The organism is Winogradskyella aurantia (assembly GCF_002266855.1).
GTDB lineage: Bacteria > Bacteroidota > Bacteroidia > Flavobacteriales > Flavobacteriaceae > Winogradskyella > Winogradskyella aurantia.
Map to the genome: position 1 here is coordinate 144655 of NZ_NGJN01000005.1, position 16513 is coordinate 161167.

The 16513-nt window shown below is 36.4% G+C and carries 14 protein-coding genes; 2 read left to right on the plus strand and 12 right to left on the minus strand.

Annotated elements, in window-relative coordinates; translation table 11 throughout:
- Positions 1–286 precede the first annotated feature (286 nt).
- On the minus strand, positions 287–2491 hold the full coding sequence (locus CA834_RS10355; protein WP_094968629.1) for a bifunctional alpha,alpha-trehalose-phosphate synthase (UDP-forming)/trehalose-phosphatase: 2205 nt from the start codon (positions 2489–2491) through the stop codon (positions 287–289).
- A 74-nt stretch (positions 2492–2565) separates the two neighbouring features.
- On the opposite strand from CA834_RS10355, the gene CA834_RS10360 reads away from it, so the two are divergent.
- A complete protein-coding gene (locus CA834_RS10360; RefSeq protein ID WP_094968781.1) occupies positions 2566–4365 on the plus strand; it encodes a glycoside hydrolase family 15 protein in 1800 nt (599 codons plus the stop codon).
- On the opposite strand, the gene CA834_RS10365 is transcribed toward CA834_RS10360, so the two are convergent.
- Entirely contained in the window at positions 4362–5513 is a 1152-nt protein-coding gene (locus CA834_RS10365; protein ID WP_240507572.1) for a DUF6265 family protein, read from the minus strand. The two genes, CA834_RS10360 and CA834_RS10365, sit on opposite strands and share 4 nt — an antisense overlap.
- A 92-nt stretch (positions 5514–5605) precedes the next feature.
- On the opposite strand from CA834_RS10365, the gene CA834_RS10370 reads away from it, so the two are divergent.
- Positions 5606–6955 carry a M24 family metallopeptidase gene (locus CA834_RS10370; protein ID WP_094968630.1) on the plus strand — a complete coding sequence of 450 codons (1350 nt, stop codon included), beginning with the start codon at positions 5606–5608 and terminating at the stop codon, positions 6953–6955.
- A gap of 269 nt (positions 6956–7224) precedes the next feature.
- Here the strand turns inward: CA834_RS10370 and CA834_RS10375 are convergent, their stop codons facing one another.
- The 10 genes from CA834_RS10375 to CA834_RS10420 form a co-directional block, all read right to left on the minus strand.
- The gene (locus CA834_RS10375) at positions 7225–8007 is read right to left on the minus strand and encodes a DUF6090 family protein (protein WP_133085487.1); all 783 of its coding nucleotides are present in this window, start codon (positions 8005–8007) and stop codon (positions 7225–7227) included.
- Positions 8004–8777: a DUF6090 family protein gene (locus tag CA834_RS14710; protein WP_206186873.1), complete on the minus strand. Its 774-nt coding sequence runs from the start codon at positions 8775–8777 to the stop codon at positions 8004–8006. Before CA834_RS14710 ends, CA834_RS10375 begins: the two co-directional genes overlap by 4 nt.
- Positions 8774–9484: a DUF6090 family protein gene (locus CA834_RS10385; protein ID WP_206186868.1), complete on the minus strand. Its 711-nt coding sequence runs from the start codon at positions 9482–9484 to the stop codon at positions 8774–8776. Before CA834_RS10385 ends, CA834_RS14710 begins: the two co-directional genes overlap by 4 nt.
- A 186-nt stretch (positions 9485–9670) precedes the next feature.
- The gene (locus CA834_RS10390; protein ID WP_165764781.1) at positions 9671–10390 is read right to left on the minus strand and encodes a DUF6090 family protein; all 720 of its coding nucleotides are present in this window, start codon (positions 10388–10390) and stop codon (positions 9671–9673) included.
- 64 nt (positions 10391–10454) lie between these two features.
- The gene (locus CA834_RS10395; protein WP_094968634.1) at positions 10455–11213 is read right to left on the minus strand and encodes a DUF6090 family protein; all 759 of its coding nucleotides are present in this window, start codon (positions 11211–11213) and stop codon (positions 10455–10457) included.
- On the minus strand, positions 11206–11988 hold the full coding sequence (locus CA834_RS10400) for a DUF6090 family protein (protein WP_094968635.1): 783 nt from the start codon (positions 11986–11988) through the stop codon (positions 11206–11208). The genes CA834_RS10395 and CA834_RS10400 overlap by 8 nt, the downstream gene beginning before the upstream one ends.
- Positions 11989–12069: 81 nt before the next feature.
- The gene (locus tag CA834_RS10405) at positions 12070–12792 is read right to left on the minus strand and encodes a DUF6090 family protein (protein ID WP_094968636.1); all 723 of its coding nucleotides are present in this window, start codon (positions 12790–12792) and stop codon (positions 12070–12072) included.
- Entirely contained in the window at positions 12785–13570 is a 786-nt protein-coding gene (locus tag CA834_RS10410) for a DUF6090 family protein (RefSeq protein WP_094968637.1), read from the minus strand. The genes CA834_RS10405 and CA834_RS10410 overlap by 8 nt, the downstream gene beginning before the upstream one ends.
- Before the next feature lie 158 nt (positions 13571–13728).
- Positions 13729–14511: a DUF6090 family protein gene (locus CA834_RS10415; RefSeq protein ID WP_165764782.1), complete on the minus strand. Its 783-nt coding sequence runs from the start codon at positions 14509–14511 to the stop codon at positions 13729–13731.
- Between the two features lie 196 nt (positions 14512–14707).
- The gene (locus tag CA834_RS10420) at positions 14708–16285 is read right to left on the minus strand and encodes an NADP-dependent glyceraldehyde-3-phosphate dehydrogenase (protein WP_094968639.1); all 1578 of its coding nucleotides are present in this window, start codon (positions 16283–16285) and stop codon (positions 14708–14710) included.
- Between the last annotated feature and the right edge of the window lie 228 nt (positions 16286–16513).

Below are 16513 nucleotides of genomic sequence, written 5' to 3' on the forward strand. Positions count from 1 at the left end.
TTTTAGACTCTAAAAATACCACATAATGCATTCTAGTGTTTTAAAAATTTGTTAATTAGTCTTTGTATCCTTTGCGTTGAAATAAAGTTATGGCGAATTTTACAGAGCCTAATCATAGTGAAGAATGTCGCTCCAAACAGATTAAATAAGGGTATTCAGTGAATTATATGGTTGATATCCGCAGTGCTTACCTCTATCTACAATCATAATTGTAGCTGTAAAAGGCAAAAATAATTTTAATGAACACTGTAACCCTTCCTCTGAAATACCTTATTTACAATAAGGTTTAGGTTAAACTCACGAGTAAATCCCTAACTTGTTCTGATGACTTGATTTGAAACTTAGCCTTTGTCTTTTTATAACCTACCTTGATGGTGAAGGACGATTCAGGTGCTTCTTCAAACATATATTCATCGGTCCAATCATCTCCGATTACCATAATGAAGTCATAATCCTCTTCAACGACTAATCTATTGGTTGCCCGTCCTTTGTTTACGTTGCTGCTTTTTATTTCCATAACCTTATTACCCTCAAGTAGAGAAAGGTCATTGTTGGCAATCATACTTGTAATAACGGTCTTTAATTCCGTAGTTCTTATTTGTGCTAATTCCGGGTCGGCTGTTCTGTAATGCCAAGCTAAGGAGTAATTCTTTTTTTCAATGAACGTACCAGGGGTGCGATCAACAAATGTTTCCAAAATTGGAAGCAAGCGGTCCATCCAGTCCGTTTTAAGACGCTCCAAAGCTGTCCAATCACCTTTGTCACGCAACCAGACACCGTGATCCGTAACCAAGTTGTAAGGCTTATTTTTAAACCACTTGTTAAATGTTTGTTTGTCTCTTCCACTGATAATGACAAGATTATTTTCTTTTTGCGCTTGGAGTTTGTCAAGAAGGCTAAATAATTCTTCATCAGGTTTAGCATCCTGAGGATTGTCCTTGAAGCCTGTTAAGGTACCATCATAGTCTAGCAGTAATAAGCGATTTGACGCCTTTTGGTAATTTTGCTTTATGGTGGCAACATCGGCAACCGTCATTTTTTTGGCTACGATAACCTCCTTGAGCTCCTTGGTAGCTTCTAGGGCACTTAAGAATTCATGGGCCCACTTTTCAACATCATAACGCCTCAAGCGCTTTTGTAGAATCTTTATTCGGCTCTGTTGTTCTTCTAATGGCATTTCCAAACCTTTTTTTAAGGCATTTGAAAAATCATCAAAGCTGTTTGGGTTAATCAGTATAGCCTCGTTCATCTCTTTGGCGGCACCAGCCATCTCACTTAGGATTAATACCCCATCACCGTTGGTTCTTGTGGCCACATATTCTTTAGCCACTAAATTCATACCATCCCTCACAGGCGTAATTAGGGCGACATCTGCAGAGGTGTATAAATCAATTAAGTTGTCAAAAGGAAGTGACCTGTAGAAATACCATATGGGTGTCCAACTTACAGTCGCAAATTTTCCGTTGACACGCCCTACAAGTTCATCGGTTTCACGCTTTAGTTTAATGTATTGCGGAACGTTTGATCGTGATGGTACGGCCAACATAACGAGTCGTACTTTTTCTTGATATTGTGGATTGTTGTCTAAAAAATATTCAAAGGCTTTAATTCTATTCGGTATTCCCTTGGTGTAATCCATCCTATCAATAGAAAGAACAAGTTTTTTATTCTCCTTTGGATCTTTATGGTCGTCCAAACGCTTTTGTAAATCCGATTTTTCGGTTTCAGAATTGTTATGCTCAAGTGCCGCATTATGGAATTTGTCATAATCAATACCCATAGGAAAGGAATCCACTTTTATAAGACGATCGTGATAGCTAATTTCATTAAAGTTAACGTCCAATCTTAAAATACGTTTAATAGAACTTAGAAAGTGGCGTTCGTAGTCATAGGTGTGAAAGCCAATAAGATCAGCACCGAGCATGCCTGTTAGCACTTCACTACGCCATGGAAATGTTCTGAAGATTTCATAAGATGGAAAAGGAATATGTAGAAAAAACCCAATGGTTAGATTTGGTTTTTTGTTTTTTAAGAGCTCTGGTAACAGTAAAAGTTGGTAATCGTGAACCCAAACAGTATCTCCGTCATTAGCATGTTCTAAAACAACTTTGGCAAATTTTTCATTAACAGCTTTATAAGCTTCCCATTCCTTGGTTTCAAATTCGGTATATTCCATAAAATAATGAAATAATGGCCACAGGGTACGATTACTAAATCCGAGGTAGTAATCTTCAATATCTTGCTTGGTGAGTTCAACAGAAGCACATTTGGCTTCTTCAATGCGTCCTTTTACTTTTTTTAATAGGCTTGGGTTAATGTCTTCTTCAGGTATACCAGACCATCCTATCCAAAGGCCATTTCCGTCTTTATGAACGGATTTCATTCCGGTAGCTAGACCGCCCACACTGGGTGAAACTTCAATGGAATTGTCTTTTATGGATATCTGTAATGGTAATCTGTTTGAAACTATTATAGTTTTGTTTGAACTCATATTTTGTTTTGCAATTGATATTTCGTTAATTTAAAGAAAAATGATTGCTTTACCATATGAAGAAAGAAGAATTAATGAATAATTTACATTATGGGATTATTGGTAATTGCCAAAGTGCAGCCTTAATTTCTAAAACGGGCTCTATCGATTGGTGTTGCCTTCCAAAATTTGATTCGGCCTCAGTTTTTGCCAAAATCCTTGATGACGAGATTGGAGGCCATTTTGGTTTTATAGTCGATGAGAGCTATACGGTAAATCAGTCCTATATTCCAGATACTGCCATTTTGGTAACAGCCTTTAGCAATGGCATTGACGCTTTTGAAGTCCACGATTTTATGCCGCGGTATTATAAGCAGAACAATACCTATCATTACCCGCCAGAGATTATTCGCTATGTGAAGTATGTGAGCGGTAATCCTTCTTTTAAAATAGATTATAATCCCAAGTTGGAGTACGCCAAAGGCGAAACCGTCACCTATATCAAACACGATTTCATTGTAAGTCTCAATGATGAAGAAACGTATGACACCTTATTTCTTTATACTGACTTAAACAAAGCAGCGGTAGTGAATGGTGATGTAATTGAGTTGAAAGAGGATTGTTTTCTCATGTTTGGCTATAATGAAAAGCTCTTTCTCCCCGATTTAAAATTTGCCTATTTACAATATGAACGTACCAAAGTGTATTGGCTCAACTGGATGCAGCGCACTCCGACCTATAAACGGTACAACGACTATATTTCCCGAAGTGCGATTACTTTAAAACTCTTAAGTTTTGATAAAACAGGCGCAGTATTAGCTGCAGCAACCACTTCCTTGCCCGAAACCATTGGAGAAGTGCGAAATTGGGACTATAGGTTCTGTTGGATTAGGGATGCTTCAATGGTCATCAAGGTCATGTCCCACTTAGGTCATAAGAATATTGCCAGACGCTATTTAAATTTTATTATCGATTTGATGCCCGATAAGGATGAGAAGCTTCAGATTATGTATGGTATTGATCGCGAGAAAAACTTAACTGAAATTACTTTAGACCATTTGTCTGGTTACCACGGGTCAAAACCGGTTAGAATTGGTAATGCCGCCTATAAACAGAGACAGAATGATATCTACGGCATTCTTATGGATGTGATTTATCAGTTGGTGGCTAATTTTAAAAATGACATTGACAATGGCGAGGAAATTTGGACAATAACAAAAGGTATTGTTTGGGTCGTTAATAAGCATTGGCAAGAACCTGACAAGGGTATTTGGGAATTTAGGGAAGAAGATAGACATTTTACCTTCTCCAAGGTTTTATGTTGGACGGCTATTGATAAGGCTATAAAAGTAGCGCGCTTGTTGGGAAAGACTGGAAAATTGGCAAAATGGCAACTTATTGAAGAAGCTATTAGGACAGATATAATGACCAAGGCCTGGAACCCTGATGTTAAGGCCTTCACTCAAGCCTATGACTCCAACGAATTAGACGCATCGGTATTGTTGATGGAATCGTATGGGTTTATAGATGCCAAACACCCCAAATTCATAAGCACAGTAAAAGCTATAGAGCGCAATCTTTGCAATGATGGCCTTTTGTACCGTTATAAAAACAAGGATGATTTTGGCTTACCATCATCTTCCTTTACGATTTGTACATTTTGGTTTATTAATAGCTTATATAAAATAGGGGAGCGCAAGAAGGCTGCGAAAATGTTTGATCAACTGTTATCCTACAGTAACCACCTTGGTTTATTTAGTGAGGATATTGACTTTAAGACGAAACGTCTTTTAGGTAACTTTCCTCAGGCCTATTCGCATTTGGCACTCATTGAAACCGCAATCAACCTATCTAACGTTACGGAAGAGGAAAAGGTGAAGTCACGCATAAGCTAGTTACCTTCTATAAGGTGTAGTGTTCCAAAAATATCTGCATCGATCCAACCGCGATTTTTGTCTTCACCGGTAACGGCGATGGAGCCTACAAAATTCTCTCTGTGTTCACTATTGTCGTTATCACAGTAGGCCAAGGCAAAACCTATGTACTTTCCAGTATTTAATATTATGGGTTGGTTTGGCTTATCGTCGCTATAGCTATCATTGAATAAATTAATTTTGACCTCCCATAGGGTCACGTTTCCTTTGGTGTTCCGTTTGGATTCGACATGGGAATTATACAATTTACCTTTCTTTTCGGTAGACATGTCAACCACATTGCCATCTAAAGCCACATGATATGCAAAGGCATTATGATTGTATTGGTGCTCACCGCCACTGTTGTCCTCATCGATAAAAATCTCTAGGCAATCATCGTCCCACCAGTTGGTTAAGGGGTCCTTTTCCTGATCTAACAGCACATCATCCGTAATTTCTGCCAAAAGATAAAGTGCTTCTGGGGTCCAAGTTAGCTTGTAACGACCTGAAAAATCGTCGTCAGTAAATAACGCTCCTAACCACAATTGGTCCAAAGGATACCACTTTGCATTTTCCCATATCGCTTCGGTGGCTAGGCCATCTATGTTTAGTTCTTCTGTAGCCTTTGGCACTTTTATCAGGGGCTTTAAGGGTTTTGATGCTTTTTGATAGTTAAACTTAACAGTTTCAACCTCACCTTTAGCGTTCTGTATATCTACATAAACATTCATTTCAGTACTTGTTACTTTTTCGAAGGACATACCCTCAAAAACGGCTTTGTCCTCAGTGATGTACTTCAGAGGAAAATCGACGGTTTCATCCTTGGTTTCCCAACCCCTTAAATCGTTGGTAAAGTGCTTGAGCTGAAGGACTAAGGAATTTTCGCTTTCCCTTATGATTTCAATCTCATAAAAACTGACCTTTCCATCCACGATGAGTTTAAAAGTTGCCATCATAGAACCACCAGAGGGTTCGCTCCATATCTCCTCGGTTTGTCCGCCAAAGGCTTCCCCATGCCAGGTGCCAGAAATCCAGCGAATATTATCAAGTTTGGGCTCTAAATAATTCACCTGACCAAAGGAAAAAGCGCTTATGAGACTCAGCGTTAATACTAGGAAGATGGATTTCATAGTTGAATGATTTTAGTAAAATAAGCATCGCTTGGTAGTTAAGTAAAATACTTAAATTCGTTATCTTTCGTCAAGATACACAAACTTTAAATATGAGGAATCTCCAACTATTAATTTTAATAGGCTTTTCCGTACTAATGGGCTGTAATGAAACAGCTAAAGAGCAAGTCAGCGCAGAGGTAATTGATCCTGAAGTTTACTGGGGTGAGAATCCCTGGCCGGAAATTCGAAAACAACGTATTAATACGCTACTACCTAAAGCTTTAAAAGCGGCGGATGTTGATTGTTGGTTGGTGATTTGTAGAGAAAATAATAACGACCCTATAGCCGACCATGTTGGTGGTGAGAATGCAGGTGGCACGGCCGTATTTTTGTTTTATAATGATGCTGATGGCTTTCATAGTTTGGTATTTTCGCCTTCTGGTGAGGCCAAGGCCTTAGATGATTTAGATATCCATGATAAGGTGGTCAGTGTAGAACGTGGTACTTCTGCTGTAGGAATGGCAGTAGCTTTTATCAAAGACCAAGATTTTAAAACCATAGCCGTAAATTCTTCAGACAGCAATGCCATGGCAGATGGCCTATCCTATACCCAACGGGACGATTTAGAAGCTAAGTTAGGAGCACTTTCCAGTAGATTGGTCTCCTCTACAGACTTAGTCTATGAGTGGCTATCCATAAAATTACCACAAGAAGTTGAGATATTGTGCAAAGCAGCGCAGCTTACAGCCGATTGGCAGATTGAAGCCTATAAGCAAGTTGTTCCTGGCGAGTCGACCGATGCGGATATAGCTAAATTCCTAAAGCAGAAAATGGCTGCATATGGGGTTACCGATGGTTGGGCACCAGACCAGAATCCAAATGTCAATTCCGGACCAGACCGTGGACATTCTCATGCCACAGATAAAGTAATTATGCCTGGTGATGTGATTCAAATTGATTTTGGGATTAAGGTTTATGATCGATGGGTAAGCGATATTCAGCGTTTTGCTTACGTACTTAAGGACGGGGAGACTGAAGCGCCTAAGGATATTATGCATTATTGGGAAAGTGGTAAAGCGGGGAATAGAGCAGCACTTGCTGCTATGAAACCAGGAGTTAAAGGCGTTGATGTAGATAGGGCACAACGTGTTTTAATGGAAAAGGCAGGGTCTGATTATGTGATGTGGAGTACAGGGCATCCCGTAGGCTATGTAGCGCACGATGTTGGGCCCAATTTAGGGGGTTCGCAAGCCTCTCATGTACGGCCCGCATCCCAAAAAGAACTAAAAGCAGGGATGACCTTTGCATTTGACGGTTTCCATGCTTGGCAATTGGAAAACGGTGGTGTAAAAACCATTTCGGTAGAGGAAATGGCGGTGGTTAAGGAAAATGGTGCTGAATACCTTATAGCACCACAAGAAGAATTGATTTTGATTCCAAGCCAATCCTTTAAATTGTAGTATTATTAAAAGAGCTTAGTTATTTAAAGCAATAGCTTCCTTAATATACAACATCAATTCCTCAGTCTGATTCAAAATATTGTTTAAGCGTCTTATGTTATTGCATTGGCTAAAATTTTTAAACCTTAGCGCATGGTTTATTTTAATGATTTGATTTGAAATAGGCCTAGGTTCCTGAATAATTTTATCGTAATCCTTTTTAAAATTTAAGTATTACCCGTTGAGAAAGTATTTGATTTAAACATTTAAAAATATAATCATTGTATCTATTATTTAAGCTCTTGATCAATCATTTCAATAATACTTCTAGCAGTTTTAATTAAGACCTTAGTCTCTGAATTAGATATCATACACATCGTGGCTCGTCGATTCAATGTATTAATAAATATTTTAGAATTGATTAGGGCTTTATAATCACTTGTCACTGCATGATTATCCGGCATTGTTTCTAGTTTAACTTGATTAAAGCGAGCACCAGTCAGGTCATAACTATTAGCCAAATCATTCCATGAAATATGGCGTGCAAGCAAATCAGAATAACGCCCCAAATACAACTCAAGATGAGCGAGCTCATCTTCCGTCATGTCGGCTACATATCCTGGCCACTCGATAAGGCTTTTCTTGAGTGTTGGATTTGAAATCAAGTTTATTTTTCCTGACGTTAGCAATACATTTAATGAGCCTGCTTGGTTGTTATAGGTTGGACCAGACAACGTTCGGCTAAAAAGACTGTCTAGGTGTTTTGGGGAATAATTATAAAGATTTCCCGGGGAAATTGACATAATAGCTTTAGCTGATGAAATAATTGTACTCCTTATATCATTGAGCCATTCAAATTCATTGGTTGCAGTTTGAAAATCTTCTTTAAGATTAATTAGGATAGCTTGCTCCTCTTTTCGCTCTATTCTTTGCTGATTCCAATTATTGATTTGTAGTGCGATGAGGATACCAATGACCACAAGAATGATTTCGCCAATCGCGTATTTGAGGTATCGGGCAGTTTTCCCTTTTTCCATAAGGTTATATCGTATTTTACTAAAGAACTTAATCATTTTGATTCTAAACTAATTTGATTTAATATTTGATCGGTAAAGTCTAGAAGTTTGTTTTGTCGTCTGAGTCTATTTTGATCCATTACCAGTTTATGTGTTAGTAGACCGAAGAACTTTTTATTTAAGGCTAGTTTTTTAATTTTCTCCTCAATATTTTTATGTATTAAAAACGAGTCATCTGGTAGTTTAATTCCCATTTCGTTTTGAGCTTTGATACTGTGTAAATCAAAAAAAGACTCACTTTGCGCAACAGTAAGGAGTGTTAATAAATCCATGCTATGTTCATGGTCTTCAAACCCGCTTTTTATCTCTGCATCAAACTCCGTTAAATATCGTCTCAATGTTTTATTTCGCAACAGGTCGATTTGTCCCGTACTTAACATGGCGTCATAGGTTCCAGTCACTGGTTCGGCTCGCCACCAGGACAATGGGCCATAACATATATATTCTGGAATAGAATCTTTGTGTTCTAGTAATGTATTGGTTGCGTAAAGTTCAATTAATTTTTTGCTATTTGAAATTACAGTATTTTGAAGTTTGATGGTTTCTTTTAATCTTTTTTTCGTTTCAACAAAATCCATTTGCAATGCAAAAAGAAGTTCTTTTTCGGTGTTATGGTTTTTTCGCTGTTCATTCCAATTGTTGATCTGAAGCGCAATGAGAATACCTATAACGACGAGGATTATTTCACCAATAGCGTATTTAAAGTACTTTGTTGATTTTCCAGTTTCCATAAGGTTGTATCTGATATGTCTAAAAAGTTTAATCATTTTGAAGATGTTGCCTTAATAATATCGTCAATTAAAATATCGGTTTCTTGGCATCTGAGAAAAACTTGCTGATGAAACCAAAGGCTATTGTCTAAATAATTTTCAAACTCAACCTCTTGAAATAAAGGATAGTAATCTGGTTTAACTTGAGAGGGGCCAGACCACTTTAAGCCGCCAGTTGTGGCATCCATCTCTTTAAACGAAATTTTAGATAATAAGTATGGTATAAAATGATTGTTAATCCAATCATCTAATTTAGACATTCTGGTTTTTCTAATTTCGGATAAGGTATTCCATTTATAGAGTAATGCTGTTACCTGTTCATTTTTTAAAAGATCTAATCGGCCACTTTGCATGATACTTTTAATGGTATTATCCGCAAAGGCAACTTCACTTGCCGAAAACGATTCATACATCAGACTATCTAGGTTGTACTTTAGAAGTTCTTCTCTAGATGCACCAATGAGGCTCATCAATGCTATTTGTGCGTTTGTTTCATTAGTGATCTCTACAATAAACTGTGCCAGATTAGCTTTGTTCGTTTTAAAATCTTTGTGAAGTTTTGCAATTATCTCCTGTTCTTCGATTTTATCTATTCTGTTCTGGTTCCAAGTATTTATCTGTAAGGCAATGAGAATACCAATGACTACAAGGATGATTTCACCTATGGCATATTTAAAGTATTTTGACGTCTTATTTTGTTTCATGAGGTCATATCTGATTTTACGGAAGAACTTAATCATGTTTATAGTAGTTAATTTCAAGGTGGTAAGCTGGCCATTGACTTTGTCGAATTTACGATTTCACCAAAAATGTCGGCAGGACATTTTCTTTACGCTCTGTCCTTTTATCCATTAGTAATTCTTGTCTTATATATCTAAACAACTTAGTCATTATGGCTTTTCAATATCCCTGTTTATCAATTCAATAATTGTCTCAGACTTTGACTTAATTTTATCATAAAAAGGAATAAAATCCTTAGAAATTGTTATAGAGATTACCAAACCATTTTTATATTCAAGACTTTGAAATAAGCTTTGAAAGCTTTGTAAATCTATATTTTGTTCTCGGGCTGTTTTTTCTTCTTCGTAAATAGGTTTTATCAAATCTAAATCAACGTAACTAAACAATGATTTTGATATGTATTCCCTGTATTCATAAGTTTCATGATCTATACCAGCGTCATTATATTTATAGATTTCTTGCAAATCTAGTAGTAGTTTCTTTATAGAATCGTTAGCAATTAAATTTAAATTTCCTGAGTTTGATAATTCATTATAAGTACTATTATTTGGAGTAAAGCGTTCCTCCATAATAGTAAAATAAACATCTTTCGCTAGTTGATCAATATTACTGGTAGGTGACCCATTTATTTGCGATAAAATTTTCTGTGTTCTTTCAAATTTATCTTGTCTAAATTCGATCATGTAGATGAGGTTTGTAAGATCTTTTTGTAAATCGAGCTTGATGTTTTTTAGATAACTTACTTCACGTTGACGTTCTATGCGCTTTACATTCCAATTGTTGATCTGAAGTGCAATGAGAATACCAATAACCACAAGGATGATTTCGCCAATGGCGTATTTAAAGTATTTGGAGGTTTTGTTTTCCATTAGTAAGGTTTTGCGGATATGTCTAAAAAATTTAATCATTTATCAATAGTTATTAGCCTTGCTGTCAAAGACTATTTTCTAATGCTATAAGAGCTTTTAATTTTTCAGATTCTTTAATTATTCTGTTCAACTTTGAAGACATTAATCTGTGATGATTTCTTGCAGCCCTCACAAATTGCCTAAATTTAATGTATTGTGGTGACCGTGGATTGCTAATCCAAGGATGGTGCTTTAATGCCTCATCAGGATTTTCTCTATACAGGTATTTAAAATCGAACCATCCTTCAAAACATTTAGCCTTAAGGTCATTAACATTCTTACTGTAATTTATATTATAGAATGATTCTCTGTCACAAAGCTGATAATACTTTTGAATTTCGGTAACTAGACTATCTGAGCCTATTGAATACAAACTTCCTGTATTTTTTAATTCTTGAAAAATGGAGCTATTTAAATTAAAGGTATTTATATAAAATATTGAAGTAGAGACCATGTAGTCCAAGTGATCTATCGCCATATTGTGACGTAAAAGGCTATAAAGGCTGTCGGTAAATTTGTATCTATTCGAAAAACCACTAGTTTCAGATGTAGAATCTAATCCGCGAGCCCGCTCAATATTTAAATCTAATTCTTTAGACAGTTTTACTAATAACTCTTGGTTTCGGTTAGTGTTTAATCGTTGGGTATTCCAAGTATTTAATGAAAGTGCAATTAAAATTCCAATAACAACCAGGACAATTTCGCCAATGGCATATTTGAAGTATTTGGAGGCTTTGTTTTCCATAAGCAGGGATTTTCTAATGTGTCTAAAGAATTTAATCATTAGCGTTCAAAGTTTTTAAAGACTTGTTAATCTCCTCTAAAATAGGCTTTACTAAAAGACTAAGCTTCATATCTCTGCGTATCAAATAATCTATGTTGTGCTTATGATGCCAGATGTTATTTTCAAACTCTAACAGGTTAAGTTTAGAAAAATCTGTTTTAAGGTTAGATTTAGATGCGTACATTGGAATAAAAGAAGGAAAATTCTTTTTAATGGTATCACCATTAGATAATGGAAAATGTTTCATTAAATACGGCATTAAATTCATCGTATAGTTATCTACGGTGTATTTGACGTCATTTTCGGACCTTTCCAATTCTGTTACCCAGTTTGTAATCAAAGATTTTAAATTCGTATTGGATATGATTTCTAATTTACCCGAATTAATCATCTGATCAGTTATACTTCTTTCGGGCTTAAAAGAACTTATATTACCTAATATTATAAAAAGGCTATCTAGCGTATTGAGATTTGATGTTAATTTATTTGTTTTTATAATACTATCAATACGTATACAAGCCCTTGTGTTGATGAGATTATTTTCTACGGACCCATTAGCTATTTCAAAGTTATTTTTTAACTCTTCTTTTAGGTCTAACAATATTGCTGTTTCACTTTGTTTTAGTTTCTGAAACTCATTCCAATTGTTAATCTGTAAAGCAATGAGAATACCAATCACCACAAGAATAATTTCGCCTATGGCGTATTTAAAGTACCGGCCTGTTTGATTTTTTTCAATTAGTGATTTGCGAATATGTCGGAAGAGTTTAATCATAATTTAATCCACTAGTTTTCAAATTGTATCCTTATCAAAAGTCTACTAGACTTTTTATTTCGGATAGTCTAAAGAATTTTATCATTGGTTGGTCTGTAAATGTGTTGGCATAAGTGATAGTGTTTTGTCAACGGATGCCATCGTAAACTCCAAGCGAGTTATGGACGCCGCAATATTATCTCGGTTTAGCATAAGGAGTCTCCAAACATTAGTTTCACTGAAGAATTCCTCAATGTTATTTACTTCAAGAATATTTCGAAACTCAAAATTAGTCGCATGGGATTCCATTAGCGGTAACCAATGGTTATTAAATGCATATTCAACATCTCCTAAAGCCTTTACGATATGATTTGCGTGATCGTCATAGTAAACACCGAGACTTTTCCTCAACTCAGGATTTTTCACCGTATTTATGCCTGTAGATTTAAGCGCTTCGTAGGAGTTGGTCAGGGGCTGAAATCTGCTGAAATGAACAACCTCGCCCAACCAATAAGGTACGCTGTCCAAATGTTTTGTTCGTAAGGAATCGTTTATGAGCTTTGCGGATGCGGCCAATGCTTTTTGATGCCAGTATTTTATATCCACTAAATTTTCTCTGTCTTGAACAAGGTTTTCCTTAATCTGGGATAGGATTTCTTTCTCAAATTTCGCCGTCTTTCGTTCTTCATTCCAATTATTAATCTGTAGGGCAATAAGAATACCAATAACCACAAGAATAATTTCGCCAATGGCGTATTTAAAATATTGGGTAGTTTTGCCTTTTTCCATGAGCTTGTATCTTATTTTTCGAAATATTTTAATCATGTAACTCAGACTTGATTAGGGAAATGATTTTTTTACAAGCCCGCATAGTTATTCGACATTCTAAGACACAATGGTACTCGTACATTTTTTTTAGTGCCACGTAACTTTGTAATTGCTCATTTTCCAGAAGGACTTGCCAGTTGACCATTTTTTTATCAAATACTAGGCTAGCTTCCCTATCAATTTTCATGTCTAAAGATTCTAATAATTTTATATTGGATTCTTCAAGATTTGTAATAGGGTAGTGCTTTGATAAAAATGGCAATATGGTTTCTCGTGTGAAATCTGCCAGAAAAACTTCATCGTCAATCACATCATTTACATTACCCGTCCATTGGGTAATTAAATCTCTTAACTCGGTATTTTGAATGATGTCCAAATTACCTGCACTAATTAAATTATTTGAGGCACCAGGCCTGTCCGTAAAGGAAAACCATTTAATGAGACTATTTGTAAGGCTGTCTAGATGGATATTGGTATAATCCTTCGATTTTGAAATGACTTGAAGTGCTCTTAACTCTTTTAAAATAAGTTGGTGCTGATTTAAAACACGATTTAGGTCTATAAAATTCGCCTCAAATTCAACTTTTAAGTCTTTGAGTATGTTTTGTTCACTTATGCGCTCTAGTCTTGCTTGATTCCACGTATTGATTTGAAGCGCAATGAGAATACCAATAACCACAAGGATGATTTCGCCAATGGCGTATTTAAAATAGCGCGTTGATTTTGAGTTTTCCATAATAATGGTTTGACGGATATGACGAAAGAATTTAATCATTGGCTAGCTTTTGTTAAGCATAAAGGTGCTAAGTGGCCATCAATGCTTATAGCCTCTTTCAATTCAGGTTTATTTTGAAGTCTTTCAGAAAATGTGTTTGACTCCATAGAAGTTGCTGGTCTCATTTGTCTATATGCTAATTACTTGCCTCAAATAGATTAATTGTTTTTGTCTTGTAATCTCAATTTTAAGGCTTTATCGAGATGATCTAGATACGTTTTCTGTTCTTCGAGTTTTAAGATGATATATCCTGTCATGGTGTATAAGGAGCCCAATATCTGTTCTAGTTCTTCAGTGCCGTATTGTGCCCTTAATTTTGAGTAGTTAAATATGTCAAATTCCAAGTTAAAAGCATTCTTAAAATTGAAGTCTAGCTTGGAAAAAATTGTATCTACATTTTTAATACCGTACTTGTTTACAAAAGGGCGTACGGTTTCAATTTTTAGTAAGTCCCAGTTTTTAAAGGCCTTTAATAAAATTTCCTCATGCTTGAGGTAATCTCTTAGTGCGTCACGTACATTATCGTTGGTGATATCGGTTAAATTATCACTGTAGTTTTCAGAAATAACCGCGTTATATGTGCTGTACCACCACAAATCGTGATACATCATATTTGGGTTGTAATAGGCTTTTCCTCTAATTTCAGAAAAAACTTGAATATTCAAATTTTGATAATTAGTAAAACTGGACAAAAATCGCTGATTCATGCTATCGGCCAGTTTAAGATCGACTTGAATCTTACGAAGTAATTTACCTTCTTCTAGTTTGGACATGCGATTCTGGTTCCAATTGTTAATTTGCAGTGCAATTAAAATTCCAATCACTACCAATACAATTTCGCCTATAGCGTATTTGAAGTACCTTCCTGTTTGGAAGGCAGGTTTACTCGTTTGGTTTTTCATTATTAAGCTGTGTCTTACTTGGCGAAATAGTTTAATCATTCTAGACGGAATAAAAATTAAAGCGACAAGCAGTCTTTACTAAAAGAGTCCACAGGATTAATTTTAAGCGTCCGGTCCTACTTTGATTCATAAGGGTGGTTATAATTTTTCGTAATTATCATTACATTACTCATAAGCCCTGTAAAGGCTATCGGGTTGCGTGAATTTAGGAATGGTAAGATGGGGCTTCGATAAGCTAAAGTATGTAATCTGTACTGACAAAATTGGAGGATTTAGTTTCTAATAAATTCTTTAAAATAGCATTGTTGTAGGCATTGTCTTTAGAGGCTACAAAAGTTCTTATGGAAAAGGACCGTAAGGCATCGTGAACACTTAAGGTACCAACAGCCGAGTCTTTACGTCCGGTAAAAGGATAGACGTCTGGACCGCGCTGGCATGAACTATTTAGGTTTACCCTACAGACTAAATTAACCAAGGTATCGATCAATGGGGCTAGGGTTTTAACATCTTTGCCAAATAAACTTACCTGCTGCCCATAATTGGAGGCTGCCATGTCATCCAATGGTTCTTCAATATCTGAGAATGATATGACGGGAATAACTGGGCCAAATTGTTCCTCTTTATACACACGCATGTCTTTTGTCACTGGATACAAGACGGCCGGAAAAATATAGTTCTCTGTAGTTTCACCGCCTTTTTTATTTATAATCTTGGCGCCTTTTTGTACCGCATCATCAATGAGTCCTTGGATATAGGCAGGTTTATCGGGTTCTGGCAAGGGCGTTAATTTAGCACCATCTTCCCATGGGTTTCCAAATTTTAAGGCATCCACCTGTTCAGAAAAGCGCTTGTTGAATTCGTCAATTATAGCCTCATGTACATAAATCACTTTTAGTGCTGTGCAGCGCTGACCATTAAAAGAGGTGGCGCCCGCAATGCATTCGCTAATCGCTAAATCTAAATCGGCATCTTCTAAAACAATGGCAGGATTTTTTGCCTCTAAGCCCAACACCATACGTAAACGATTACTCTTAGGGTGTACATCTTGTAGAGCATTAGCCGACTTACTGTTACCAATTAGTGCCAAAACATCAACCCGACCGTCTTTCATAATAGGTGAGGCAACGGTACGACCACGACCATAGATGATATTAACAACCCCTTTTGGAAAGCTGTTTTGAAAAGCCTCTAACAAGGGTGATAACAGTAGTACGCCAAATTTCGCCGGTTTAAAAATAGCGGCATTGCCCATTATTAGGGCCGGAATTAACAGTGCAAAAGTTTCATTTAGCGGATAGTTATAAGGGCCTAAGCACAAGACAATACCCAGAGGGCCTCGTCTAATATGCGCGTTAACGCCACTGTGCTTTTCAAATTTAGCACTATTACGATCCATTTGTTTATAATCTTCAATAGTATCGTAGATGTATTCCACGGTTCTGTCAAATTCCTTTTCAGAATCGGGCAGATTCTTCCCAATTTCCCACATGAGCAGTTTCACCACCGCATCGCGCTTTGTCTTCATTTGCTCTACAAAGGTTTGCATACAGGCTATTCGCTCAACAACTTTCATGGTTGGCCATAGGCCTTGACCTTTGTTGAATGCTGTGACAGCTGATTCAAGTGCGCCTAACGCTTCTTTTTCGCCCAGTTTGGGAATGGTACCCAACAAGGTGGGTTGATAGTCTTCGGTTGAAGAAATACTGGAATAGACTTTTGAAGTTTCGCCATTCCATAACTTTAATTCACCATCAACTAAATAGGTGTTTTGGGTAATCGTTTCCTTGATTTGAAAGTGTTCTGGGATTTTCATAGAATTGTTTTGAGCTTAGGATTAATTAATAAGACATGCACAGCTTAGCCAAAAGCGTCACAGCTACTATTTTTTACTAAAAATACGAAATACGATACAGATGGTATGCATATCTGCTTCATATGGTTTTAGAATTTTGAATTTCCCTAAAGACTGAATATATCCATTTCAGTAAAACCGTTCCCATAAACCGATAATATATGGCTTGTCATGTATTAAGGTTAATTG

Excerpts from the sequence above, each read along its gene's own strand:
- CA834_RS10375 (WP_133085487.1), bottom strand. The coding sequence starts at position 8,007 with ATGATTAAGTTCTTTAGTAAAATACGATATAACCTTATGGAAAAAGGG.
- CA834_RS14710 (WP_206186873.1), bottom strand. The coding sequence starts at position 8,777 with ATGATTAAACTTTTTAGACATATCAGATACAACCTTATGGAAACTGGA.
- CA834_RS10420 (WP_094968639.1), bottom strand. The coding sequence starts at position 16,285 with ATGAAAATCCCAGAACACTTTCAAATCAAGGAAACGATTACCCAAAAC.
- CA834_RS10365 (WP_240507572.1), bottom strand. The coding sequence starts at position 5,513 with ATGAAATCCATCTTCCTAGTATTAACGCTGAGTCTCATAAGCGCTTTT.
- CA834_RS10400 (WP_094968635.1), bottom strand. The coding sequence starts at position 11,988 with ATGATTAAACTCTTCCGACATATTCGCAAATCACTAATTGAAAAAAAT.
- CA834_RS10360 (WP_094968781.1), top strand. The coding sequence starts at position 2,566 with ATGAATAATTTACATTATGGGATTATTGGTAATTGCCAAAGTGCAGCC.
- CA834_RS10415 (WP_165764782.1), bottom strand. The coding sequence starts at position 14,511 with ATGATTAAACTATTTCGCCAAGTAAGACACAGCTTAATAATGAAAAAC.
- CA834_RS10405 (WP_094968636.1), bottom strand. The coding sequence starts at position 12,792 with ATGATTAAAATATTTCGAAAAATAAGATACAAGCTCATGGAAAAAGGC.
- CA834_RS10390 (WP_165764781.1), bottom strand. The coding sequence starts at position 10,390 with ATGGAAAACAAAACCTCCAAATACTTTAAATACGCCATTGGCGAAATC.
- CA834_RS10395 (WP_094968634.1), bottom strand. The coding sequence starts at position 11,213 with ATGATTAAATTCTTTAGACACATTAGAAAATCCCTGCTTATGGAAAAC.
- CA834_RS10370 (WP_094968630.1), top strand. The coding sequence starts at position 5,606 with ATGAGGAATCTCCAACTATTAATTTTAATAGGCTTTTCCGTACTAATG.
- CA834_RS10355 (WP_094968629.1), bottom strand. The coding sequence starts at position 2,491 with ATGAGTTCAAACAAAACTATAATAGTTTCAAACAGATTACCATTACAG.
- CA834_RS10410 (WP_094968637.1), bottom strand. The coding sequence starts at position 13,570 with ATGATTAAATTCTTTCGTCATATCCGTCAAACCATTATTATGGAAAAC.
- CA834_RS10385 (WP_206186868.1), bottom strand. The coding sequence starts at position 9,484 with ATGAAACAAAATAAGACGTCAAAATACTTTAAATATGCCATAGGTGAA.